Below are 23,069 nucleotides of genomic sequence, written 5' to 3' on the forward strand. Positions count from 1 at the left end.
GATGAGCCGTGGGGGCCGCACCAAGGACCGCGAGGACGGGCCGGAACGTCGCTGCATCGCCACGGGCGAATCGCAGCCCGTCTCGGGGCTCGTGCGCTTCGTGGTCGGCCCCGATGGCGGCATCGTGCCCGATATCGCGGGAAAACTGCCCGGGCGCGGTATCTGGGTTGCGGCGGATCGCGCGGCGATGGATAAAGCTGTGGCGAAAAAACTCTTTTCGCGGGCGGCGAAACAGAACGTGACCGTGCCCGACGCGCTGCCGGACATGATCGAGAAGATGCTGACGCAACGGGTGATCGACCTGATCAGCCTTGCGCGAAAGTCGGGCAACGCCGTGTCCGGCTACGAGAAGGTGAAGGACTGGCTTCAGAAAGAGGAAGCCGAGGTCCTGATCCAGGCCGAGGATGGCTCGGCCCGCGGAAAAACGAAGCTCTCCACCCCGCATTACGGCAGCTATATCGGCTGGCTCGGGGCGGCGGAGCTGGGGCAGGCCTTCGGGCGCGATAAAGTGGTGCATGCCGCGCTCGGCGCTGGCGGTCTCACAAAACGTGTTGTAGAGGATGCCCAACGTCTCAAGGGTATGCGCGTTGATACGAAGACGCGCGATGCGGCGGCAGGGGTCGCCGGAAAGGATAAGAGAGCTTCATGAGCGATAACGACGGCAAGAAGACTTTGGGTGTACGCGGCGGTCCCCGTTCGGGATCGGTGAAGCAGAGCTTCTCCCACGGGCGCACCAAGAACGTCGTGGTCGAGACCAAGCGCAAGCGCGTCGTGGTCCCGAAGGCCGGTGCGGGTGCCGCATCGAAGTCGGGCACGGATAGCGGCGCGAGCGCGGCCCAGCGGGCTGCCGCCCAGGCCTCGGCGAAGCGACCCGCGGGCATCTCCGATGCGGAGATGGAGCGCCGTCTGAAGGCGTTGCAGGCCGCCAAGGCCCGCGAGTCCGAAGAGACCGCGAAGCGCGAAGCCGAGGAAAAGGCCCGCGCCGAAGAGCGCGAGCGCATGCGCGCCGAGAAGGAACAGAAAGAGCGCGAACAGCGCGAAGCCGAGGAAAAGGCGCGCCAGAAGGCCGAGGACGAAGAGCGCAAGAAGCGCGAGGCCGAAGAGGCCGAGCTGCGCGCCAAGGCCGCGCCCGACGCATCGGCCGCACCCGATCCCGCCTCCGCGCCGCGCGGCGCCAAGCCGGCCCTTGCGCCCGCCCGCAAGCCCGACCGCGACCGCGACGACCGGGGCCGTGCCCCGAAGGCCAAGGATGGCGGCGGACGCCGCTCCGGCAAGCTGACCGTCAACCAGGCGCTGACCGGTGGCGAAGGCGGCCGTCAGAAATCCATGGCCGCGATGAAGCGCAAGCAGGAGCGGGCGCGCCAGAAGGCGATGGGCGGTCCCGTGAACCGCGAAAAGGTCGTGCGCGACGTGCAGCTGCCCGAGGCCATCACCGTGGCCGAGCTTGCCAACCGCATGGCCGAGCGCGTGGGCGACGTCGTGAAGTCGCTGATGAACAGCGGCATCATGGCCACCCAGAACCAGACCATCGACCAGGACACCGCCGAACTCATCATCGAGGAATTCGGTCACCGTGTGACCCGCGTCTCCGATTCGGACGTGGAACAGGTGATCGAGCAGGTCCAGGACAAGCCCGAGGACCTGCAGGACCGCGCGCCCATCATCACCGTGATGGGCCATGTGGACCACGGCAAGACCTCGCTGCTGGACGCCATCCGCAAGACCAAGGTCACCCAGGGCGAGGCGGGCGGCATCACCCAGCATATCGGCGCCTACCAGGTCGAAACCGACAGCGGTGCCCTGCTCACCTTCCTCGACACGCCTGGCCACGCGGCCTTCACCTCGATGCGCTCGCGCGGCGCGCAGGTGACGGACATCGTGGTGCTGGTGGTGGCGGCCGATGACGCGGTCATGCCGCAGACCATCGAGGCCATCAACCACGCCAAGGCGGCCAAGGTTCCGATGATCGTGGCGATCAACAAGGTCGACAAGCCCGAGGCGAACCCGACCAAGGTGCGCACCGATCTTCTGCAGCACGAGGTTGTGGTGGAAGAGATGTCGGGCGACGTGCAGGACGTGGAAGTCTCCGCGGTGTCCGGCAAGGGTATCGACGAATTGCTCGAAGCCATCGCGCTGCAATCCGAGATTCTCGAACTGAAGGCCAACCCGGACCGTCCCGCCATGGGCGCGGTGATCGAGGCGCAGCTCGATGTGGGCCGCGGCCCGGTCGCGACCGTGCTCGTGCAGAACGGCACCCTGCGCCAGGGCGACATCTTCGTCGTCGGCGAGCAATGGGGCAAGGTCCGCGCCATGGAGAACGACCAGGGTGACCGCGTGAAGGAAGCCGGGCCCTCGGTTCCGGTCGAGGTCCTGGGCCTCAACGGCACGCCCGAGGCGGGCGACGTCCTGAACGTCGTCGCCACCGAGGCGCAGGCCCGCGAGATCGCCGAGTACCGCCAGCAGGTCGCCAAGGACAAGCGCGCGGCGGCCGGTGCGGCCACCACGCTCGAAAGCCTCATGCAGCAGGCCAAGGAGAACGAGAACGTCTCCGAACTGCCGGTGCTGGTGAAGGCCGACGTGCAGGGTTCCGCCGAGGCCATCGTGCAGGCGCTCGAGAAGGTCGGCAACGACGAGGTCCGCGTGCGGGTCCTGCATTACGGCGTCGGTGCCATCACCGAAACCGATGTGGGCCTGGCGGAAGCCTCGAACGCGCCGATCCTGGGCTTCAACGTCCGCGCCAATGCCTCGGCGCGGAACTCGGCCAACCAGAAGGGTGTGGAGCTGCGTTACTACAGCGTGATCTACGACCTGGTGGATGACGTGAAGGCGGCGGCTTCGGGCCTCCTGTCGAACGAGATCCGCGAGAACTTCATCGGTTACGCCGAGATCAAGGACACGTTCCGCGTCTCGGGTGTCGGCACCGTGGCGGGCTGTCTCGTCACCGAGGGCGTGGCGCGCCGATCGGCGGGCGTCCGTCTTCTGCGCGACAACGTGGTGATCCACGAGGGCACGCTGAAGACGCTGAAGCGCTTCAAGGACGAAGTGGCCGAGGTGCAGTCGGGCCAGGAATGTGGCATGGCGTTCGAGAATTACGACGATGTCCGCAAGGGCGACGTGATCGAAATCTTCACCCGCGAAGAGGTGGAGCGGACGCTGAGCTGATCGGCGCATCGTCCAGAAACTTGGGGCGGTCCTTCGGGGCCGCCCTTTTTCGTTTGTGCGAAAACCGCTGAGCGACGCCGCCGGAGCGCGGAATCAAGGCTGCGTGCAGCCGCCGCGCTCCAGCGCCGATCCGGCCCCACCGGATTGGCGCTTTTGTGACGACAGCGCTCCGCTCACGCGGCGCAATGACATGACAAGATAAAGCGCGTCTGACAGTCGTGGCAGCGCCAACCCGCCGGACCGGCGCTCTCGAACGTTTCCCGCGGTGCCACCGTTGCTGACCCAAGCGGGAGGCACCGCACCTATCGAGGCGCCGCACTCAGAGCAAATAGGTTTACAACCAATCCCGCAGGATCGGAATGATCGGCACATCGGCAGGCGGCATCGGGTAATCCGCCAAATCCCGCGCGTGCGCCCATTTCAGCGCCTGCCCCTCGCGCGGCTGCGGGATGCCCTCCCATTTGCGGCAGGCGAAGAGCGGCATCAGCAGGTGGAAATCGTCATAGCTGTGCGAGGCGAAGGTCAGCGGTGCGAGGCAGGACGCCCAGGTGTCGATGCCGAGCTCCTCGTGCAGCTCGCGGATCAGGGCCGCCTCTGGCGTCTCGCCCGGCTCGACCTTGCCGCCCGGAAACTCCCAGAGCCCGGCCATCGACTTGCCCTCGGGCCGCTGCGCCAGAAGCACGCGGCCATCGACGTCGATGAGTGCGACGGCAGAGACGAGAACGGTTTTCATGGGCGCTTCTCCGGGACACGTGACCCGGGCGTCATGCGATGGCGGGGACCCGAGCGCAAGCCCCCGCCCGATGGCTCACCCGTCCTGGCGGATCCGGGCGTTCGCGCTGTCATAGGGGCTGTCCTCGGTGATGACCGCGTCCCAGAGCCGGTCGAACATCTTCACCTTCAGCGCCTGGCCGATATGGGCGATCTCGGGCTTGACGTAGCCCATGCCGATGGACTTGCCGAAGGCCACCGAATAGCCGCCCGAGGTCAGCCGCCCGACCCGCGTGCCGTCTTCGAGATAAAGCGCCTCGCGCCCCCAGGGATCGGCATCCTCGGGCCCGTCGATCAGGACCGTCACGCATTTGGAGCGCAGGCCGAGCGCCTCCATCTCGGCCTTGCCGTGGAAATCTTTCGAGAGGTCCACGAAGCGCGGCAGATCCGCCTCGAGCGGCGTCGCATCGCGGCCGAGCTCGTTTCCGAAGGCGCGATAGGACTTCTCCTGCCGGAGCCAGTTCTGCGCCCGTGCGCCCACCGGCTTCAGACCGAGCGGCGCGCCGGCCGCCATGATCTTGTCCCACAGATGCGTCGACATCTCGATCGGGTGGTGCAATTCCCAGCCCAATTCACCGGTATAGGCCACGCGGATCGCCCGCACGGGCACCATGCCAAGCTCGATGTCGCGGCAGGACAGCCACGGGAAGCGCTTGTTCGACAGGACCGTGGCGGGCTCCGCGTCGCGCACCAGCAGGTTCAGCAGATCGCGGGACTTCGGCCCGGCCACGGCGAAGACGCCCCATTGGGTCGTGACGTCCTGCACCTCGATATAGCCGAACTCCGCTGCCTTGTCCTCGGCGGCCTTCCTCAGATAATCCCCGTCATAGGCCTGCCACGCCCCCGCCGAGACGAGGTAGAACGAGTCCTCGGCAAGCCGCACCACTGTATATTCCGTGCGCGTCGTGCCTGCCCCCGTCAGCGCGTAGGTCAGGTTGATCCGCCCGACCTTGGGCAGCTTGTTGCAGGTGAACCAGTCCATGAAGGCTTGGGCCCCCGGACCCTTCACCATGTGCTTGGCAAAGGCCGTGGCGTCGATGATGCCCACGCCGTTGCGGATCGCCTCGGCCTCCGTTCGGGCATATTCCCACCAGCCGCCACGCCGGAAGGACCGCGCGTCGTGGTCGAAATCCTCGGGCGCATCGACGGGACCGTAATAGTTGGGCCGCTCCCAGCCATTCACGCAGCCGAACTGCGCGCCGAGTGCCTTTTGCCGGTCATAGTTCGGCGCGGTGCGCAAAGGCCGCGCGGCGGGGCGCTCTTCGTCGGGATGGTGCAGGATGTAGACGTGCTCATACGCCTCTTCGTTCTTGGCGATGGCATAATCGGTCGTCTGCCAGTCGCCGTAGCGCTTGGGATCGAGCGAGGCCATGTCGATCTCGGCCTCACCTTCCACCATGAGCTGGGCGAGGTAATAGCCCGCGCCGCCCGCCGCCGTGATGCCGAAGGAAAAGCCTTCGGCCAGCCACATGTTCCGGAGCCCGGGCGCGGGACCGATCAGCGGGTTGCCATCGGGCGTATAGCAGATCGGGCCGTTATAGTCGTCCTTCAGCCCCACCTCTTCCGAGGACGGAATGCGGTGGATCATCGACATGTATTCCTCTTCGATCCGCTCGAGATCGAGGGGGAAGAGGTCCGCGCGGAAGCTATCCGGCACGCCATAGGCAAACCGCGCCGGTGCGTTGCGCTCATAAGGGCCCAGAATCCAGCCGCCGCGCTCTTCGCGGACATACCACTTGGCGTCCGCATCGCGCAGCACGGGATGCTCGCCATGGGTCTTGCGGTACTCGACGAGCGCGGGATCGGGCTCGGTCACGATGAACTGGTGCTCGACCGGGATCGCGGGCGTCTTGATGCCCAGAAGCCGCGCCGTGCGCTGCGCGTGATTGCCGGTGGCGGTGACCACGTGCTCGGCATGGATGACCATCTGTTCGTCGGACGGCACGAGGTTGCCGCCCTTCTCGACGGTCTTGGTGACGGTGACCTCCCAGTGATCGCCGGTCCAGTGATAGCCGTCGACCTGCCATTTGCGCTCGATGGCCACACCCCGCTGCCGCGCGCCCTTGGCCATCGCCATGGTGACATCGGCGGGGTTAATGTAGCCGTCGGTGGGGTGGTAGATCGCACCTTCGAGATCGTCGGTGTTCACAAGCGGCCAGCGCTCCTTGATCTGCGCGGGGCTCAGCCATTCGTAAGGAACCCCACAGGTCTCGGCGGTCGTGGCATAGACCATGTATTCGTCCATGCGGGCCTTCGTCTGGGCCATGCGCAGGTTGCCCACCACCGAAAAGCCCGCATTGAGCTCGGTCTCTTCCTCGAGCGTCTTGTAGAACTTGATCGAGTAGTCGTGGATATGCGTCGTGGCGAAGGACATGTTGAAATAAGGCAGAAGCCCCGCCGCATGCCAGGTCGAGCCCGAGGTCAGCTCGTCGCGTTCGAGCAGCACCACGTCGTCCCAGCCCGCCCGGGCGAGGTGATAGGCGATGGAGGTGCCGACCGCGCCACCGCCGACGACAAGCGCTTTCACATGCGTTTTCATGGGTTCCGTCCCCTGTCCGTTTCCCCCTTCTTACGCAGGCGGATCGCGCCGCGCCCACACGCGCCGACACGTCACGGCAGGAAAGCGACATCGGCGCTTTCGAAGACGGAAAACGACGCGACATCGCGCCGCGGGGATCAGTCTCTGTCCTGCGGAACACGGACCAGAAGCGCGCCCGCCGCGGTGATCTCGCGCGTGGCCTGCGCGGCGCCCAGAAGCGCCGAGGATGGCAACGGGTCCGCAGACGGGGACGGCACCGCCATGGCGCCGGATGCGGGGCCGGAGCGCGCCTGCCCCTCGGCGATCAGCGGGGACAGGCCCAGCACCCCGCCGCTCAGCCGGTCGAGCGCGGCCAGCTGTTCGCCAAGGCCGATGCCGTATTTCTCCTGCGCGTAGGTTTGGAAGGCGACATTGGCGCCGACGCCCAGCCCGGCCATGACCAGCCATGTCAGCACCATCTGGCGCAGGCGGCGCACGGCATAGGCGCGAAATCCCGTGGGCTTCGCCTGTTTCGTCTTGGCGCGTGCGATCACGCGCGCGGGACGGAAGACGTCGTTGAGTGCCTGTTCGCTCATCACATGGCCCGGTTTCTGTGTGCCCCGACCCGACAATCCCGGGGAAATCTGACGCCAAAACGGCACTGCGATGAAGAATCGAAGGTGCAGACCAAGGGGCCTCCACCCTTAAAACGGGAAAACCGGGACATTTCCTGCTATAATCGCCTCATTTTCAGAAGATCATATTTCAGGAGACATCATCATGGCCGGACTCAAGGTTCTCGACGCAGCCGATCTCATTCGCGACGCCTATGCAAACGATCTGGGCGACCGGGTGCAGACCGCCATCGATATTCGCGGCGTGCAGGCGTATTTCCTCAAGGACGGCACGCTGGTCATTCCGGGGACCAACGAGTTTTCCGACTGGTTCGATTTCAATCTGCGGTTCGGGAATGTGGACGTTCAGGGCCATGGCTTCGAGGTCGTACCGGGCGACAGCGGCACGCTCTGGCATGGCGGCTTTCTCGAACATGCGCAGATCGTCTACACCTTCGCCAAAGGCTTGCGGCCGAAATTCATCGTCGGCCATTCGCTGGGCGCGGCCTCGGCGCAGATCGTGGGCGCTTCGCTGGCGGTGCCGTCCATCGCCTTCGCCTCGCCCAAGACCTGCCGGTCGCGCCAGCGCATGCCGGGCGAGGGCTGGGTGCTCAACATCTGCCGGATCGACGATGCGGTCTGCCATGTGCCGCCGTCCTTCCTCGGCTTTCGGACCATCGGCAGCCATTACTGGCTGACCCCGCCCGAGGCCGACGCGGACGAAGATCACCGGATCCACAACTACAAGGAGCTCCTCCGGCTTGCCCGCGTGAAAGAACGCGTGCCCACCGAATGGCCGCGCTGAGCGGCAGACGGCAAAATCACGCTGATTCCCTTGATGCGCACCCTTTCACCCGACCGGTGACACTCCTATAAGGACAGCGCTCGAGCCTGCGGGGAGTCGCGGGTTTTTGACGCTTTAGGGGAACGCATTCATGTTTGGTTTGGACAAGCTCTTGGGCGCCTTTTCGGCGGACATGGCCATCGACCTCGGGACGGCGAACACGCTGGTCTACGTGAAGGGTCGCGGCGTGGTCCTCGCCGAGCCGTCCGTGGTCGCCTACCACGTCAAGGACGGTGTGAAGAAAGTGCTGGCCGTGGGTGAGGACGCCAAGCTGATGCTTGGCCGCACTCCGGGCTCCATCGAGGCGATCCGCCCGATGCGCGAAGGCGTCATCGCCGATTTCGACACCGCCGAGGCGATGATCAAGCATTTCATCCGCAAAGTGCACCGCCGCTCGATGTTCTCGAAGCCGAAGATCATCGTCTGCGTGCCCCATGGCGCCACCCCGGTCGAGAAACGCGCGATCCGCACCTCGGTCCTCTCCGCGGGCGCACGCAAGGCGGGCCTCATCGCCGAGCCTATCGCCGCGGCCATCGGGGCAGGCATGCCGATCACCGATCCCACCGGCAACATGGTCGTCGATATCGGTGGCGGCACCACCGAGGTGGCGGTCCTGTCGCTCGGCGATATCGTCTATGCGCGCTCGGTGCGTGTCGGCGGCGACCGGATGGACGAGGCGATCATCAATTACCTGCGCCGCCAGCAGAACCTCTTGATCGGCGAATCGACCGCCGAGCGGATCAAGACCACCATCGGCACCGCCCGGATGCCCGATGACGGGCGCGGCACCTCGCTGCAGATCCGCGGTCGCGATTTGTTGAACGGCGTGCCGAAAGAGACAGAGATCAGCCAGGCGCAGGTCGCCGAGGCGCTGTCCGAGCCGGTGCAGGCGATCTGCGAGGCGGTGATGACCGCGCTCGAAGCCACGCCCCCGGATCTCGCCGCCGACATCGTCGATCGCGGTGTGATGCTGACCGGTGGCGGCGCGCTTCTGGGCGATCTGGACCTCGCGCTGCGCGAGCAGACCGGTCTTGCCGTCTCCATCGCCGACGAGAGCCTGAACTGCGTGGCCCTCGGCACCGGCAAGGCGCTGGAGTATGAAAAGCAGCTGCGTCACGCGATTGACTACGACAGCTGATCCGATGACCCTCTGACGAGAGGGGTACAAGAATGGCCCGAGACCGCGCTGGAAGCGACGATTACACCGGCCCGCTGAAGCGTCTGCTTCTGGCGACGCTGATCCTGTGCCTAATCGCCATCTTCCTGCTCTGGCGCATCGACAGCCCGCGGGTCGAGCGCTTCCGCGCGCAGGTGATCGACAATATCGTGCCGAGCTTTTCCTGGGCGATGGCGCCGGTCACCGCGGTCGTGGATCTTGCCGGCGATTTCCGCAGCTACCAGCAGATCTACGAGCAGAACCAGGAACTGCGCCGCGAGTTGCGGCAGATGACCGCCTGGAAAGAGGCGGCCCTCCAGCTCGAACAGGAAAACGCCCGGCTGCGCGATCTGAACAACGTGCAGCTCGATCCGAAGCTGACCTACATCACCGGCGTCGTGCTCGCGGATGCCGGATCGCCCTTTCGCCAGACGGTGCTGATCAATGTGGGTTCCCGCGACGGGATTGTTGACGGCTGGGCAACAATCGACGGGATCGGCCTTGTGGGCCGCATCTCGGGCGTGGGCGCCAATACCAGCCGGGTGATCCTGCTGACCGACGCCACGAGCCGCATCCCGGCGGTGATCCAGCCCTCGGGCCAGCGCGCGCTGATCACCGGCGACAATACCTCCGCCCCGCCCATCGATTTCCTCGAGAACCCCGATCTGGTGCGGCCCGGCGACCGCATCGTCACAAGCGGCGACGGCGAGGTCTTCCCGCCCGGCCTGCTGATCGGGCAGGTGGCGGAAGATCCCGGCGGCCGTTTGCGCGTGCGGCTGGCCGCCGATTACGAGCGGCTCGAATTCCTGCGGGTGCTGCGCGATCATGGCGCGCGGCGCGTCACGCAGCCCTCGGCCCTGATCGCCCCCGCCGATCCGGTGTCCGAGCCCGAGCCGGAACCGGCCCCCGACGCCGCCGAGGTCACCCAGTGATCGACGGAACCATCCTGAAGACCTGGCTGATGCGGGCGGTGCTGATCGGTCTCGCGATGATCGTGGTCTTCTTCCACCTCCTGCCGCTGCACCACCTGCCGCCGCGGCTGGCGGGGCCGGATATCATCACGCTGCTGATCTTCGCCTGGGCGCTGCGCCGCCCCGATTACGTGCCCGCCTGGCTGATCGCGCTGGTGGCCCTTCTGGCCGATCTGATCTTTCAGCGTCCGCCCGGGCTCTGGGCCGCGCTGACGGTGATCTTCGCCGAGGGGCTGAAATCCGGCGAACGGCGCCAGCGCGAGACGAATTTCATGATGGAGTGGCTCAGTGTCGCGGTGAGCCTCGGGGCGATGACCCTGATCTACCAATTGACCAAGGTCTTGCTTATCATCGAACCGGTGGGCTGGGTGCTGGCGATCTCGTCGGCGCTGGCCTCGATCCTGTTCTACCCGGTCGTCGTGGCAATCACCCGGATCTTCGGGATCGCGCGCGCGGCGCCGGGCGACGGGGACCGATTGGGAATGGGCCTATGAAGCGCACATCGAAGGAAGTCGCGGAAAGTTATGCGCGCGTCTCGCGCCGGGGGATGATCCTGGGCGGGCTGCAGCTGGGCTTTGTCGGGCTTCTGGGCCTGCGCATGCGGCACATGCAGGTCGACCAGGCCGACGAATTCCGCCTGCTGGCCGAAGAGAACCGCATCAACCTGCGGCTCATCCCGCCGTCGCGCGGGCAGATCTTCGACCGCAACGGGCGCATCATCGCCGCCAACGAACCGGCCTACCGGATCACCATGGTCCGCGAGGATGCCGAGGACGTGGACGCCGTGATGGCGCGGCTGGCCGAGCTGGTCGAGCTCGGTCCCGACGATATCGAACGCGCCCGCGCCGAGATGGCCCGCTCCGCGCCGTTCCTGCCCGTGACCGTCGCCGACCGCGTCAGCTGGGAAGCGGTGAGCCGCGTCGCGGTCAACGCCCCCGCCCTGCCCGGCGTGGTGCCCGAAGTCGGGCTGAGCCGCGTCTATCCGGACCGCGAGACCTTCGCGCATGTGGTGGGCTATGTCGGTCCCGTCTCGGAACGCGACCTCGCCCGCTACGAGGACCCCGAACCGGTGCTGCGCATCCCGCGCTTCCAGATCGGCAAGGTCGGCGTGGAGCGCAATTACGAGGAACAGCTGCGCGGCCGCGCCGGGGCCAAGCGCGTCGAGGTTAACGCCGTGGGCCGCGTCATGCGCGAGCTCGACCGCCGCGAGGGCGAGGCCGGTTCCGACGTGCAGCTCACCCTCGACAGCGATCTGCAGAATTACGTGCAGGCGCGTCTGGGTGAGGAAAGCGCCAGCGTCGTGGTGATGGATCTGGAGCATGGCGATCTTCTGGCCATCGCCTCGGCGCCCTCCTACGACCCGAACAAGTTCGTGCGCGGCATCTCGGTCGCCGATTACAGCGTCTACCGCGAGAATGAGCGCCGCCCGCTCGCCTCGAAAACGGTGCAGGACGCCTATCCTCCCGGCTCCACCTTCAAGATGGTCACCGCGCTCGCGGCGATGGATGCGGGCGTCGTGTCGCCCAACGACACGGTCTGGTGCCCCGGGCACATGACGGTGAGCGGACGGCGCTTCCATTGCTGGAAGCGCGTCGGTCACGGCCACATGAACCTCGAGCTGTCGCTGCGCGAAAGCTGCGACGTCTATTATTACGATCTGGCACTCAAGGTCGGCATCGAGAAGATCGCCGAGACCGCCCGCAGACTGGGCCTCGGCGAGGTGCACGGCATTCCGATGTCCGCCGTGACCGAGGGCCTCATTCCCGACAAGGAATGGAAGCTGCGCAACCGCGATGCGCCCTGGGTGGTCGGCGATACGGTGAACTCCTCGATCGGCCAAGGCTTCGTGCTGTCCTCGCCGCTGCAGCAGGCGGTGATGACCGCGCGGCTGGCCACCGGGCGCGCGATCTCGCCCCGGCTGGTGAAATCCGTGGACGGGATCGAGACGCCGCGCGACCCCGGCGAGCCCATGGGCTTCAACGAGAACCACCTCCGTCAGCTGCGCCAGGCGATGTTCTCGGTCTCCAACAACCGCCGCGGCACCGCGTATGGCTCGCGCATCATCGATGACGGGATGCGCATGGCGGGCAAGACCGGTACCAGCCAGGTGCGCAACATCACCGCCGCCGAACGTGCCCGCGGGGTAGTCCGGAACGAGGACCTGCCGTGGAAGCGGCGCGACCATGCCTTGTTCGTGAATTTCGCGCCCTACGAGCAGCCGCAGATCGCGGTGTCGGTGGTCGTCGAACATGGCGGCGGCGGCTCGGCCGCGGCGGCGCCGATCGCGCGCGACGTGACGCTGCAGGCGCTCTACAAGGGCGATCCGCCGCTCGAAGCCTACCCGACCAAGGACCGCGACCGCATCCGCGAGCAGCAGCAGCGCCTCGCCGAGGAGCGCGAGGACAAGATGCGCGACGGGCGGAGCCGCGCATGAGTTACCTCGAATATTCGGTCAAGACGGTCCCGTCGGGCTGGCGCAAGATCCTCTATCTCAACTGGCCGGTCGTCGTCCTGCTGACCGCCGTGGCGGGCGTCGGCTTCCTGATGCTCTATTCCGTCGCGGGCGGCACGCTGCAGCCCTGGGCCGAGCCGCAGATGAAGCGTTACCTGCTGGGGCTGGTGGCGATGTTCGTCGTGGCGCTGGTGCCGATCTGGTTCTGGCGCAACATGGCCTTCGTGATCTATCTCGGGGCGCTCGGCCTTCTGGTGGCGGTCGAGTTCGTGGGCTCGGTCGGGATGGGCGCGCAGCGCTGGATCGATCTGGGCTTCATGCGCCTGCAACCCTCGGAGCTGATGAAGATCGCGCTGGTGATGGCGCTCGCGGCCTATTACGACTGGCTGCCGCTGCGGCGCACCTCGAACCCGTTCTTCGTGGCCCTGCCCATCGCGCTCATCCTGATCCCGACCTTCCTGGTGATCACCCAGCCCGATCTCGGCACCGCGATCCTGCTGCTGACGGCGGGCGGGCTGATGATGTTCCTCGCCGGCGTGCACTGGGCCTATTTCGGCATCGTGATCGCGGCGGGGGCGGCGGGTCTGTCGGCTGTCTTCAAGAGCCGCGGCACCGATTGGCAGCTTCTGAAGGATTACCAGTTCCGCCGGATCGACACCTTCCTCGATCCCTCGACCGATCCGCTGGGGGCCGGGTATCACATCACCCAGGCCAAGATCGCCATGGGCTCGGGCGGCTGGACCGGACGGGGCTTCATGCAGGGCACGCAGTCGCGGCTGAACTTCCTGCCCGAGAAGCACACTGATTTCATCTTCAACACGCTGGCCGAGGAGTTCGGCTTCATCGGCGGCATGTCGCTTCTGGTGCTCTACGTGCTGATCCTGGTCTTCTGCGTCGTCTCGGCGCTGCAGAACAAGGACCGCTTCTCGTCGCTCCTGATCCTCGGCGTGGGGCTGACCTTCTTCCTGTTCTTCGCGGTCAACATGTCGATGGTGATGGGCCTCGCCCCCGTGGTCGGCGTGCCGCTGCCGCTCGTGAGTTATGGCGGATCGGCCATGCTTGTCCTGATGATCGCGTTCGGGCTGGTGCAGTCGGCGCATATCCACCGCCCGAGGTGACGCCATGACTGTCAATGTCCTTTTCGCCGCCCGGAAAGCGGCCTGGGAAAGCTACGAGGCGCCCCTGCGCGCCGCGCTGAAGGCGGCGGGCGTGAAGGCGCGCCTCTCTGTCGACCTGCCCGCCGAAGAGGTCGATTACATCGTCTACGCGCCCAACAGCGACCTGCAGGATTTCGCCCCCTTCACCCGCGCCAAGGCAGTGCTGAACCTCTGGGCCGGGGTCGAGGGGATCGTGAAGAACCCCACCCTGACCCAGCCGCTCGCGCGGATGGTCGATGAAGAGGGGCTGACGCAGGGCATGGTGGAATGGGTGACCGGCCACGTGCTGCGGCATCACCTCGGGATGGATGCGCATATCGTGAACCCGGATCACGACTGGATCGAACAGGCGCCGCCGTTGGCGCGGGACCGCGTGGTGACGATCCTCGGTCTCGGCACGCTGGGCAGCGCCTGCGCGGAGATGCTGGTGCGCCTGGGCTTTCAGGTGCGCGGCTGGAGCCGGTCGGGCCGGAAGGTCGAGAACGTCGCCTGCTTCCGGGGGCAGGACGGGCTGGAGGCCGCGCTTGGCGGTGCCGATATCGTGGTGCTCCTGCTGCCCGACACGCCCGCGACCGAGAATGTCATGTCGGCGCATGCGCTTTCGCTCATCAAGCGCGGCGGCGTGATCATCAATCCCGGTCGCGGCCCGCTCATCGACGATGCGGCGCTCCTGTCGGCCCTGGACAGCGGTCAGGTCGGGCATGCCACGCTCGATGTCTTCCGCATCGAGCCCCTGCCCAGGGATCACCCCTATTGGGCGCATCCGCGGGTGACGGTGACGCCGCATATCGCCTCCGAAACCCGTACCGACAGCGCCGCGCGCGTCATCGCCGAGAATATCCGCCGCGGCGAAGCCGGTGAGCCGTTCCTGCACCTCGTGGACCGCGCCGCCGGGTATTGAGCGGCGGCCGGGAGGCGGCCTTCGGTCCTGCGGCCCGCTGCCGTTCCGGCGCCCCGCGGCGCATCCGCCGAACACAGCCCGCGATTGGCACATCACCCTGCATGCCCGCGCCCCTGTCACGATCGGACCGGAAATACCTCCGGGGGTCTGGGGGCAGCGCCCCCAGCCGATCCGCGCGCCGCGCGCGCGGATCGTTCCGGTTACCCCTTGCGGTAGCGAAACACGCCCGAACCCTTGGCGATGATCTCGCCCTCGTCGTCGCGGATCACCCCTTCGGCGAAGAACGTGCTCTTGCCGCCCCCCGTCCGCCAGCCCTCCGCGATGAGCCGCGCACCCCGGGGGCGCGACAGGTATTGCACGTTCAGCGACAGGGTCAGCGCCATCTGCGGCGCATCCGCGTCGCCGGTCCAGGTGCCCGCATAGCCCATCGCGGTATCGAGCAGCGTCGCATGCACGCCGCCATGGGGCAGCCCCTGCCGGTTGCCAAGATGCTCCGCGAGCGGCAGCTCGATCTGCGCGTAATCCGCCGACCAGCCGGTCCGCTCCATCCCGAGATGCTGCTGGAAGGGATAGGGCGCTTCGGGAAAATCCTCCGCCATGCTCAGCGCTCCAGCCAGTCGAGGCCGAGCGCGGCAAAGCGCGGCACATAGGCGCCAAGCCGCAATCCCGCCTCGGGGTTGGAGGCATTGCCGTCGAGCGAGCGCTTCTTCACCCCCTGCAGGATCGCCGCCATGCGGAAGAAGGCAAAGGCCACGTAATAGCCGAAGCGCTCGGGCGGCGCGATGCCGCGATGGGCGCAATACATCGCAACGAAGGCCGCGTCCGAGGGCAGGCCCAGCGCCGTCCGGTCGAGCCCCGCAAGGCCCCGCCCCTCGGGCCCGGGCGGCATCTGCCATTGCATGATGACCCCGGCGAGATCAGCCAGCGGATGGCCCAGCGTCGACAATTCCCAATCGAGCACGGCGGTGCAGGTCGGCCGCTCGGTGTCGAAGAGCATGTTGTCGATCCGGTAATCGCCATGCACCAGCGTGCGGGCGCCATCGTCCTCCGGCATCTCCGCCTCCAGCCGGTCGATCAGCCGGTCCATATCCGCCAGCGGCCCGGTCTCGGAGGCGCGGTACTGCTTGGTCCAGCGCCCGAGCTGGCGTTGGTAGTAACTCCCCGGCGGCCCGAAATCGGTCAGGCCTACAGCCGTCAGGTCCACATCGTGGATCGCGGCCAGCACGCGGGCCATCTCGGCGACGATGTCCCCGCGCTCGCCCGCGACCATGTCGGGCATCGACGGATCGTCGATATTGCGCCCGGTGACATGGGCCATGACGTAGAACATCGAGCCGATGACATCCTCGTCCTCGCAAAGCGCGATCATCCTCGGCACCGGCACATCGGTGCCCCAGAGCGCCTTCTGCACCCGGAACTCCCGGTCGACCGCATGGGCCGATTTCAGAAGCGTCCCCGGAGGCTTGCGGCGCAGCACGTAGGAGCCCGATGCGGCATTCAGCCGATAGGTCGGGTTGGACTGCCCCACATCGAACTTCGTGACGCTGAGCGGCCCGGAATAGCCGGGCACGTGCGCGGCCATCCAGCGTCCGACGCGGGCGATGTCCAGTTCGGCCATCAGGTGGCCCGCTGCGTATACTTCTTCAGCTCCGCACGGGCGACCTGCCGCCTGTGCACCGCGTCCGGACCATCGGCAAAGCGCAGGGTGCGGATATGCGTCCACATGTGGGCCAGGCTGAAATCCTGGCTGATCCCCGCGGCCCCGTGGAGCTGCATCGCCTCGTCCACGACCTTGCCCGCCATCAGCGGGGCCACGACCTTGATCTTGGAAATCCAGGGCTGGGCCGCGCGCACGCCGGCGCTGTCCATCATCCAGGCGGCCTTGAGGCAGAGAAGCCGCGCCATCTCGATCTCCATCCGGGCATTGGCGATGATGTCGAAATTGGCGCCCAACTCGACCAGCGGTTTGCCGAAGGCCTCGCGGTCGAGCCCGCGGCGGCACATCATCTCCAGGGCCTTCTCGGCCTGCCCGATGGCGCGCATGCAATGGTGGATGCGCCCGGGCCCGAGCCGGCCCTGCGCCACCTCGAAGCCGCGCGCCTCGCCCAGCACGACGTTCTTCGCGGGCACGCGGACATCGGTGAAGCGGATATGCATGTGCCCGTGGGGCGCGTCATCGGCCCCGAAGACCTGCATCGGACGCAACACCTCGATGCCCGGCAGATCGGGGTCCATGACGAACATCGTGTGGCGCTGGTGCTTGGGCGCATCGGAGTCGGTGCAAGCCATCAGGATGTAGAGCCCGCAGCGCGGATCGCCCGCGCCGGAAATCCACCATTTCTCGCCGTTCAGGAAATAATCGTCGCCGTCGCGCCTGGCCTCGAAAGCCAGCTGCGCGGCGTCGGAGGAGGCGATGTCGGGCTCGGTCATCACGTAGGCCGAGCGGATCTCGCCCGAAAGAAGCCGCCCGAGCCAGCGCTCCTTCATCCAGTCCTCGCCGTAACGCTCGAGCACTTCCATGTTGCCGGTATCGGGCGCGTTGCAATTGAAGACCTCGGCGGCGATCGGCACCTTGCCCATCTCCTCGGCAAGATAGGCATATTCCACCGTGGTCAGGCCGTAACCCTTGTCGCTGTCGGTCAGCCAGAAGTTCCACAGGCCGCGATCACGCGCCTTGGCCTTGAGCCCGTCGAGGATCTCGAGCTGCCGCGCGGTGTGGTGGAACCGCCCCTCGGGGTGCTTGCCCACCTCGGCGTGGAACTCCGCATCCAGCGGCGCGATCTCCTCCTCGACCATCTGCCGCACCGCCGCGATCAGCGGGCGCACCTTGTCGGTGATGCCAAGATCCATCAGGTCTCCTCCTTCCAGCTGATCAATGTCAGCCAATCCGCGGCCAGCGCGGGTTTTTCTTCGCCTTCACGCTCGACGGTAACGTCCCAGCGCAGGCGCACGCCGTCCGGGCGGTCCTGCAACTCGGCGATCTGGAACAGGCCCCGCACGCGGCTGCCCACCAGCGTCGGGGCGATGAACCGGACCCGGTCGAAGCCGTAATTCACCGACACGGCGCCGGGCGGCAGGTCGTCGGGCATGACGTCGTAGACCATGGCCGACAGCATCGACAGGACGAGGTAGCCATGCGCGACCGGCCCGTCGAAGCCCGCGGCCCGGGCAGCCTCCGCATCGAGATGGATGCCCTGCCAGTCTTCCGTCGCATCGGCGAAGGCGCGCACGCGTTCGGGGGTGACCGCGTACCAGCGCGAGGGCTTCGGCGCGCCGGTGCGGAACGCCTCAGACAGCATCGGGCAGGGCGTAATCGGCGAATTGCCGGCGCAGCGTCAGCTTCGACACCTTGCCCGTCGCCGTCAGCGGCAATTCCTCGACGCAGACCATGGCGTCGGGCAATTGCCACTTGGCCACGTGTTCGAGCATCATCTCGTGCAGTTCGGCAAGCTCGGGCGCCTCCCCGGCGGGCACCACCACCAGGAGCGGCCGTTCGTCCCATTTGGGATGCGGCACGGCGATCACCGCGCAGCTCGCGACCTTGGGATGGGCCATGGCGATATTCTCGAGGTCGATGGAGGAAATCCATTCGCCCCCCGACTTGATGAGGTCCTTGGTGCGGTCCTGGATCGTCAGGAAGCCCTGCGGGTCGATCGAGGCCACGTCGCCGGTGCCGAACCAGCCTTCCGCGTCGATGGCCTTTTCGGAGGCCTCGGGGTTGCTGAAATAGCCCGACACGACCGTGTTGCCCCGCACGTAAAGCTCGCCCGAGGCGCGACCATCATGCGGCAGGCGGTTGCCCGCCTCGTCGACGATCTTCAGCTCGACCCCGAAGAGCCGCCGTCCCTGCTTGGACTTCAGCGCCATCTGCTCTTCCCGCGGCAGCACCTTCATCTCGGCAGACAGAAGCCCGTGCGTGCCCACCGGGCTCATCTCGGTCATGCCCCAGGCGTGGCACACCTCGACGCCCGAATCCTCGAATCCCTCGATCATGGAGCGGGGCGCGGCCGATCCGCCGACCACGACCTGCGCGAAGCCCTCGGGGTTGCGACCGCGCTTGTCGATCTCGCCCCGCAGCCCGAGCCAGACCGTGGGCACGCCCCAGGCCGAGGTGACATGCTCCGCCTCCATCAGGTCGAACAGCGACGCCCCGTCGAGCTTCGCACCCGGCATGACCAGCGAGGCCCCGGCAAGCGGCGCGGCATAGGGCAGGCCCCAGGCATTGACGTGAAAGAGCGGCACGACGGGCAGGACCCGCGCGCCTTCGCTCAGCGATTTCGACAGGCAGATCGCCACGGTCATCGCGTGCAGCACCGTGGAGCGATGGGAGAACAGCGCGCCCTTGGGATGACCGGTGGTGCCGGATGTGTAGCAGAGCGCGGCGGCGCTTTCCTCGTCAAGGCTCGGCCAGTCGTATTCCTCGGGCTGGCCCTCCAGCAGGTCCTCGTAACACAGCAGATCGAGCGGGCTGTCGGGCATTTGCGCGCGGTCGGTCATCGCCACGAGGATCAGGTCCTTCGGCAGATGCTCGGCCAGTCCCTCGAGGATCGGCGTGAAGGTCACGTCGAAGCACAACACGCGGTCCTGCGCATGGCCGATGATGTAGAGCATCTGCTCGGCCGAGAGGCGCGGATTGATGGTGTGACAGACCGCCCCCATCCCCGAGATCGCGTAGTAAAGCTCGAAATGCCGGTAGCCGTTCCACGCGAGCGTCGCGACGCGGTCCCCCCGGCCCACGCCCAGCCGCGCCAGCCCGTGCGCAAGCTGGCCCGCGCGCGCATAGGCCTCGGCATAGGTTTCGCGGTGGATGTCGCCTTCGGTCCGCACCGATACGATGCCGGCCCCCGGATGCGCGGCCGCCGCGTACCGCAAGATCTCGATGATCGAGAGCGGTTCCTTCATCATCATGCCGTGCATCTGGCCCTCCCTTGCCGTCTGCGCCTATCATTGCAGGTAGTGTGACGGAGGGGAGCCGCCCTCCGCAACTGCAAAGCCCTGATCCCACCGGAAAGTTTGCCCCCATGTCCGACACCTACCGCCGCATCGCCCTTGCCCGCCGTCCCGAGGGCGCGCCCCGCGCCGAGGATTTCGCGCTGAAGACCGACCCGCTGCCCGCGCTCGAAGACGGGCATATCCTGGTCCGCACCGAGTGGCTGTCGCTCGACCCCTATATGCGGGGCCGGATGGATGACGCGAAAAGCTACGCCGAGCCGGTGGCCCTCGGCGGGACCATTACCGGCCAGGGCGTCGGCACGGTCCTCGCCTCGAAGGCGGAGGGGTTCGCCGAGGGCGACACCGTCACGGGCATGACCGGATGGGCCGATCACGCGGTCCTGCCGGGCACCGAGTGCCGCAAGCTCGATCCCGGCACGCCGCCCTCGGCGATGCTGGGCGTGCTCGGCATGCCGGGCTTCACCGGCTGGCGGGGCCTCCACGAATACGGGCGCCCGAAGGCGGGCGAGACGCTGGTGGTGGGTGCCGCGACCGGGCCCGTGGGCTCCATGGTGGGGCAGTTGGCGCGGCTTGCGGGCCTGCGCACCATCGCCATCGCGGGCGGGGCCGAGAAGTGCCGCATCGCGACCGAGACCTTCGGGTTCGACGCCGCCATCGACCACCGCGCCCATGACGACGCCCGCGCCCTGCGCGCCGCCATCGCCGAGGCCGCGCCGGACGGCGTCGACATCTACTGGGAAAACGTCGGCGGCAAGCTCCTGGAGGCGGTGCTGCCGCTGATGAACACCCATGGCCGCATCCCGCTCTGCGGCGCGGTGGCCTGGTATGGCGGCGTCGACAGCGACACCGACCGGCTGCCGATGGCGTGGCGGTCGATCCTCGTGAAGCGTCTGTCGGTCAACGGCTTCATCATCTTCGATCACTGGGATCACTACCCGGCCTTCCTGCGCGATGTCGCGCCCAAGGTCGCCGCGGGCGAGATCACCTATCTCGAGGATGTGGCCGAGGGGCTGGAGAACGCGCCCGAGGCCTTCATGGCGATGCTGAAGGGCGGCAATGTCGGCAAGCAGGTGGTCCGGATCTGATCCGGACGCCTTGACGGGCGGGGCTGCGCGGCGCCGCCGGCAGCATCGGCTCGTGCAACTTCGGAGCCGCGCAAACCGGCGGGTCAGCGCGCCGCCCCTGCCCCTTCACCTTTCCGGAAAAACGCATCTCTGCCCTGTCCGCCCGCCCATGGCGCAATCAGGCGCGCAAACCGGCCCGCGCGCCCGTTCCGGCAGATCAGCCGCGCCCGATATAGGGCATGGTCGTCGCCATCACGGTCATGAACTGCACGTTCGCCTCGGGCGGCATCTCGGCCATCAGCCGCACCGCGCGCACCGCCTCGCCCACATCCATCGTGGGCGGCGGTGGGATGCCGCGCGCGCGGTTCGTCTCGATGATCCCGTCCAGAAGCTCGGTGCGGGCATTGCCGATATCGATCTGCCCGCAGGCGATGCCGAACGGGCGCCCGTCGAGGCTCAGGCTTTTCGTGAGGCCGGTGATCCCGTGCTTCGTGGTGGTGTAGCAAACCGAGTTCTCGCGCGGCACATGCGCCGAGATCGAGCCGTTGTTGATGATCCGGCCCCCCTGCGGGTCCTGCGCGCGCATCCGGGCGAAGGCCGCCCGGGCACAGAGGAACATGCCCGTCAGGTTCACGGCCAGCACCGTGGCCCAATCGGCGGCCGGGACCTCGTCGATGAGGGCCGCAGGACCGAAGAGACCCGCGTTGTTGAAAAGCACGTCGATGCCCCCGGCGCGTTCGAGGAACGTGTCGAAGGCGGCCTCGACCGCCTCGGCATCGGTGACATCCGCGGGCAGGACGACCGCGCGCGCATGCCCGTCCGCCACCGCCTCGAGCGCGGCGCGGCGCCTGGCCAGCAACCCGACAAGCCAGCCCGCCTCAAGGAAATCGCGCGCCACCGCGGCGCCGATACCCGAGGAGGCGCCGGTGATCAGGATCCGTTTCATATCTCCTCCTCCGCGACGGGCGCGGTCAGTTCCAGCGGCGCCGCGGATGCCGCGCGCAGGTCGTCGACGCTCAGCGGGGCCGAGGGCTTGGCCAGCCGGTTGCGCACCACCCAGTAAAGCCGCTCCTGCGCGCGGGTGATCGCCACGTAGGCCAGACGCTTCCACAGGGGCTGGCCCGCCTCCGACCGGCCCATGCGCGCGGCGGCGTAGAGATCGGGCGCGAAGACCTGCACCGCATCCCATTGCGACCCCTGCGCCTTGTGGATGGTGACCGCCGCCCCGTGCAGGAAGGTCGCCCCCATGCGCGCGGCGAAGGGGATGAAGGGCTCCTCCTCGTCGGGCTTCTCGATCTTCACGATGGAGGCCGCCGAGATCCGCGGATCGGGCGCGCCCATGACGTGCAGCCGCGAAAAGCCGGGCTTCCGGCCGGGCCCGAGATAGATGACCTGCGCGCCCTTGATGAGGCCTCGCGCCTCGAGGTCGAGCCGCTTCTTGCGATGTTTGAGCGGCAGTTCGATACCGTCGCAGATCAAGGGCTCGCCCTCCAGCAGCTCGGTCTCGGGCGCGCCGTAGACCGCGCGGAAGGCGTTGATCAGCCGGATGCGCGTGGCGTTGCGCCAGACCAGCACCGGCGAGCGGGCCATCAGGTCGACTTCCACGCGCTGCGCCCAGACCACACGGTCGTCGCTCCGCGCCTTGTCCTCGATCATGCGCTCGAAATCCTCGAAGGACAGGGCCGGGTCCGACAGCGCGTGGGCGAGATCGAGGATCGGGTTGTCGGCCTCCTGCCGGTGGACGCGGGCCAGTTCCATCTTCTGGCTGTCCTTAAGCCCGTCGAAGACCATCGCGCCGGACTGGTTCACCGGCGCGAGCTGCGCGGGATCGCCGAAGATCAGCAGGTTCGGAAAGATCTCCTGCAGGTCCTCGAATTGCCGGTCGTCCAGCATCGAGGCCTCGTCGACGAACCCGATATCGAGGGGCTCCTCGCGCCGTTTCCAGCCAGTGATGAAATCCGACCCGCGCAGGCCCGCCGCCGCCAGCGCCGCTGGCACCGATTTGTGGCCCTGGAACGACGCGAAGGCGCGGTCGAGCGCCTCGTCGGTGAGCCCTTCGATCTCGGGCTTCTCGCCGTTGCCCATGAGCCATTCGGCGATCTTTTCGTATTCCGGGTGGTAGACCGGCGTGTAGAGGATGCGGTGGATCGTGGTGGCGGGCACGCCGCGATTGCGCAGGACGCTGGCCGCCTTGTTCGTGGGGGCGAGGATCGCCAGCGTGCGGCGGTCCTTGCGGCGGCGGCTTTCGTAATCGCCCGACACCGTCTCGACCCCGGCCTCGCCCAGCGCGCGGGCCAGCTCCGCCAGCAGCATCGTCTTGCCGGACCCGGCCTTGCCCAGAAGCGCCATGACCCGGGTCTTGCCCTCTTTCGCGGGCAGGCAGAGCCCGTCTTCGAGGTCGACGCCGGCCTCCCGCAGCATCTCTGCCACGCGGTCGTAGGCCTGGGCCTGATCGTCGGAAAATGTCAGTGCGGGCAAGCTCATGGGCGGACCCTACAGGCCCGCC

At 67.3% G+C, this 23,069-nt stretch carries 20 protein-coding genes; 10 read left to right on the forward strand and 10 right to left on the reverse strand.

From position 1 onward, the window contains the following. The first annotated feature begins 1 nt into the window (after nt 1). Both BW990_RS09310 and infB read left to right on the forward strand, forming a co-directional pair. Nucleotides 2-649, forward strand: a complete 648-nt coding sequence (locus BW990_RS09310) for an RNA-binding protein (protein WP_076447435.1) — start codon at nt 2-4, stop codon at nt 647-649. Next, entirely contained in the window at nt 646-3,162 is a 2,517-nt protein-coding gene (infB, locus tag BW990_RS09315; RefSeq protein WP_076447438.1) for a translation initiation factor IF-2, read from the forward strand. The genes BW990_RS09310 and infB overlap by 4 nt, the downstream gene beginning before the upstream one ends. A 334-nt stretch (nt 3,163-3,496) precedes the next feature. On the opposite strand, the gene mutT is transcribed toward infB, so the two are convergent. From mutT to BW990_RS09330, 3 genes are all read right to left on the reverse strand, one after another. Next, a complete protein-coding gene (gene mutT, locus BW990_RS09320; protein WP_076447441.1) occupies nt 3,497-3,895 on the reverse strand; it encodes an 8-oxo-dGTP diphosphatase MutT in 399 nt (132 codons plus the stop codon). 75 nt (nt 3,896-3,970) lie between these two features. After that, nucleotides 3,971-6,472, reverse strand: coding sequence for a GcvT family protein (locus tag BW990_RS09325; protein WP_076447444.1), 2,502 nt, complete (start codon nt 6,470-6,472; stop codon nt 3,971-3,973). A 137-nt stretch (nt 6,473-6,609) separates the two neighbouring features. After that, complete coding sequence (locus tag BW990_RS09330; protein ID WP_076447446.1) at nt 6,610-7,047, reverse strand: hypothetical protein; 438 nt, start codon at nt 7,045-7,047, stop codon at nt 6,610-6,612. A gap of 184 nt (nt 7,048-7,231) precedes the next feature. On the opposite strand from BW990_RS09330, the gene BW990_RS09335 reads away from it, so the two are divergent. The 7 genes from BW990_RS09335 to BW990_RS09365 all read left to right on the forward strand — a co-directional run bounded on the left by BW990_RS09335 (nt 7,232) and on the right by BW990_RS09365 (nt 14,546). Next, nucleotides 7,232-7,870, forward strand: coding sequence for an alpha/beta hydrolase family protein (locus BW990_RS09335; RefSeq protein ID WP_076447448.1), 639 nt, complete (start codon nt 7,232-7,234; stop codon nt 7,868-7,870). Nucleotides 7,871-8,000: 130 nt separating this feature from the next. Then, the gene (locus BW990_RS09340) at nt 8,001-9,047 is read left to right on the forward strand and encodes a rod shape-determining protein (RefSeq protein ID WP_076447451.1); all 1,047 of its coding nucleotides are present in this window, start codon (nt 8,001-8,003) and stop codon (nt 9,045-9,047) included. A 32-nt stretch (nt 9,048-9,079) separates the two neighbouring features. After that, on the forward strand, nt 9,080-9,997 hold the full coding sequence (gene mreC, locus BW990_RS09345; RefSeq protein ID WP_076447454.1) for a rod shape-determining protein MreC: 918 nt from the start codon (nt 9,080-9,082) through the stop codon (nt 9,995-9,997). Continuing rightward, on the forward strand, nt 9,994-10,530 hold the full coding sequence (gene mreD, locus BW990_RS09350; protein ID WP_234990202.1) for a rod shape-determining protein MreD: 537 nt from the start codon (nt 9,994-9,996) through the stop codon (nt 10,528-10,530). Before mreC ends, mreD begins: the two co-directional genes overlap by 4 nt. After that, nucleotides 10,527-12,470, forward strand: a complete 1,944-nt coding sequence (gene mrdA, locus BW990_RS09355) for a penicillin-binding protein 2 (protein ID WP_076447456.1) — start codon at nt 10,527-10,529, stop codon at nt 12,468-12,470. The genes mreD and mrdA overlap by 4 nt, the downstream gene beginning before the upstream one ends. After that, complete coding sequence (gene rodA, locus BW990_RS09360) at nt 12,467-13,606, forward strand: rod shape-determining protein RodA (RefSeq protein ID WP_076447459.1); 1,140 nt, start codon at nt 12,467-12,469, stop codon at nt 13,604-13,606. The genes mrdA and rodA overlap by 4 nt, the downstream gene beginning before the upstream one ends. Nucleotides 13,607-13,610: 4 nt before the next feature. Beyond that, a complete protein-coding gene (locus BW990_RS09365; protein WP_076447462.1) occupies nt 13,611-14,546 on the forward strand; it encodes a 2-hydroxyacid dehydrogenase in 936 nt (311 codons plus the stop codon). Between the two features lie 200 nt (nt 14,547-14,746). Here BW990_RS09365 and BW990_RS09370 read toward each other — a convergent pair whose 3' ends face one another. Genes BW990_RS09370 through BW990_RS09390 form a run of 5 tightly spaced genes read right to left on the reverse strand, consistent with a single transcriptional unit; the run spans nt 14,747 to nt 19,463 of the window. Continuing rightward, entirely contained in the window at nt 14,747-15,145 is a 399-nt protein-coding gene (locus BW990_RS09370; RefSeq protein WP_076447465.1) for a PaaI family thioesterase, read from the reverse strand. Nucleotides 15,146-15,147: 2 nt separating this feature from the next. Next, nucleotides 15,148-16,164 (reverse strand): phosphotransferase family protein, encoded by a 1,017-nt coding sequence (locus BW990_RS09375; RefSeq protein ID WP_076447468.1) that lies wholly within the window; start codon nt 16,162-16,164, stop codon nt 15,148-15,150. Beyond that, complete coding sequence (locus tag BW990_RS09380) at nt 16,164-17,396, reverse strand: acyl-CoA dehydrogenase family protein (RefSeq protein WP_076447471.1); 1,233 nt, start codon at nt 17,394-17,396, stop codon at nt 16,164-16,166. Before BW990_RS09380 ends, BW990_RS09375 begins: the two co-directional genes overlap by 1 nt. Then, a complete protein-coding gene (locus BW990_RS09385; protein ID WP_076447474.1) occupies nt 17,396-17,845 on the reverse strand; it encodes a MaoC family dehydratase in 450 nt (149 codons plus the stop codon). The genes BW990_RS09380 and BW990_RS09385 overlap by 1 nt, the downstream gene beginning before the upstream one ends. Next, the gene (locus BW990_RS09390) at nt 17,835-19,463 is read right to left on the reverse strand and encodes a long-chain-fatty-acid--CoA ligase (protein WP_076447477.1); all 1,629 of its coding nucleotides are present in this window, start codon (nt 19,461-19,463) and stop codon (nt 17,835-17,837) included. Before BW990_RS09390 ends, BW990_RS09385 begins: the two co-directional genes overlap by 11 nt. 104 nt (nt 19,464-19,567) lie before the next feature. Here BW990_RS09390 and BW990_RS09395 point away from each other — a divergent pair, with 104 nt between their 5' ends. Continuing rightward, complete coding sequence (locus BW990_RS09395) at nt 19,568-20,584, forward strand: NADP-dependent oxidoreductase (RefSeq protein WP_076447480.1); 1,017 nt, start codon at nt 19,568-19,570, stop codon at nt 20,582-20,584. Between the two features lie 196 nt (nt 20,585-20,780). Here the strand turns inward: BW990_RS09395 and BW990_RS09400 are convergent, their stop codons facing one another. Both BW990_RS09400 and BW990_RS09405 read right to left on the reverse strand, forming a co-directional pair. Further along, entirely contained in the window at nt 20,781-21,509 is a 729-nt protein-coding gene (locus tag BW990_RS09400) for an SDR family oxidoreductase (protein WP_076447483.1), read from the reverse strand. Beyond that, entirely contained in the window at nt 21,506-23,047 is a 1,542-nt protein-coding gene (locus tag BW990_RS09405) for an ATP-dependent DNA helicase (protein WP_076447486.1), read from the reverse strand. Before BW990_RS09405 ends, BW990_RS09400 begins: the two co-directional genes overlap by 4 nt. Nucleotides 23,048-23,069: the final 22 nt, after the last annotated feature.

Origin of the sequence: Roseivivax lentus (genome assembly GCF_900156805.1) — a bacterium.
GTDB lineage: Bacteria > Pseudomonadota > Alphaproteobacteria > Rhodobacterales > Rhodobacteraceae > Roseivivax > Roseivivax lentus.

What these genes read in the sequence shown, in the direction of transcription:
- BW990_RS09310 (WP_076447435.1), top strand. Translation starts at nt 2, where the DNA reads ATGAGCCGTGGGGGCCGCACCAAGGACCGCGAGGACGGGCCGGAACGT.
- infB (WP_076447438.1), top strand. Translation starts at nt 646, where the DNA reads ATGAGCGATAACGACGGCAAGAAGACTTTGGGTGTACGCGGCGGTCCC.
- mutT (WP_076447441.1), bottom strand. Translation starts at nt 3,895, where the DNA reads ATGAAAACCGTTCTCGTCTCTGCCGTCGCACTCATCGACGTCGATGGC.
- BW990_RS09325 (WP_076447444.1), bottom strand. Translation starts at nt 6,472, where the DNA reads ATGAAAACGCATGTGAAAGCGCTTGTCGTCGGCGGTGGCGCGGTCGGC.
- BW990_RS09330 (WP_076447446.1), bottom strand. Translation starts at nt 7,047, where the DNA reads ATGAGCGAACAGGCACTCAACGACGTCTTCCGTCCCGCGCGCGTGATC.
- BW990_RS09335 (WP_076447448.1), top strand. Translation starts at nt 7,232, where the DNA reads ATGGCCGGACTCAAGGTTCTCGACGCAGCCGATCTCATTCGCGACGCC.
- BW990_RS09340 (WP_076447451.1), top strand. Translation starts at nt 8,001, where the DNA reads ATGTTTGGTTTGGACAAGCTCTTGGGCGCCTTTTCGGCGGACATGGCC.
- mreC (WP_076447454.1), top strand. Translation starts at nt 9,080, where the DNA reads ATGGCCCGAGACCGCGCTGGAAGCGACGATTACACCGGCCCGCTGAAG.
- mrdA (WP_076447456.1), top strand. Translation starts at nt 10,527, where the DNA reads ATGAAGCGCACATCGAAGGAAGTCGCGGAAAGTTATGCGCGCGTCTCG.
- rodA (WP_076447459.1), top strand. Translation starts at nt 12,467, where the DNA reads ATGAGTTACCTCGAATATTCGGTCAAGACGGTCCCGTCGGGCTGGCGC.
- BW990_RS09365 (WP_076447462.1), top strand. Translation starts at nt 13,611, where the DNA reads ATGACTGTCAATGTCCTTTTCGCCGCCCGGAAAGCGGCCTGGGAAAGC.
- BW990_RS09370 (WP_076447465.1), bottom strand. Translation starts at nt 15,145, where the DNA reads ATGGCGGAGGATTTTCCCGAAGCGCCCTATCCCTTCCAGCAGCATCTC.
- BW990_RS09375 (WP_076447468.1), bottom strand. Translation starts at nt 16,164, where the DNA reads ATGGCCGAACTGGACATCGCCCGCGTCGGACGCTGGATGGCCGCGCAC.
- BW990_RS09380 (WP_076447471.1), bottom strand. Translation starts at nt 17,396, where the DNA reads ATGGATCTTGGCATCACCGACAAGGTGCGCCCGCTGATCGCGGCGGTG.
- BW990_RS09385 (WP_076447474.1), bottom strand. Translation starts at nt 17,845, where the DNA reads ATGCTGTCTGAGGCGTTCCGCACCGGCGCGCCGAAGCCCTCGCGCTGG.
- BW990_RS09390 (WP_076447477.1), bottom strand. Translation starts at nt 19,463, where the DNA reads ATGCACGGCATGATGATGAAGGAACCGCTCTCGATCATCGAGATCTTG.
- BW990_RS09395 (WP_076447480.1), top strand. Translation starts at nt 19,568, where the DNA reads ATGTCCGACACCTACCGCCGCATCGCCCTTGCCCGCCGTCCCGAGGGC.
- BW990_RS09400 (WP_076447483.1), bottom strand. Translation starts at nt 21,509, where the DNA reads ATGAAACGGATCCTGATCACCGGCGCCTCCTCGGGTATCGGCGCCGCG.
- BW990_RS09405 (WP_076447486.1), bottom strand. Translation starts at nt 23,047, where the DNA reads ATGAGCTTGCCCGCACTGACATTTTCCGACGATCAGGCCCAGGCCTAC.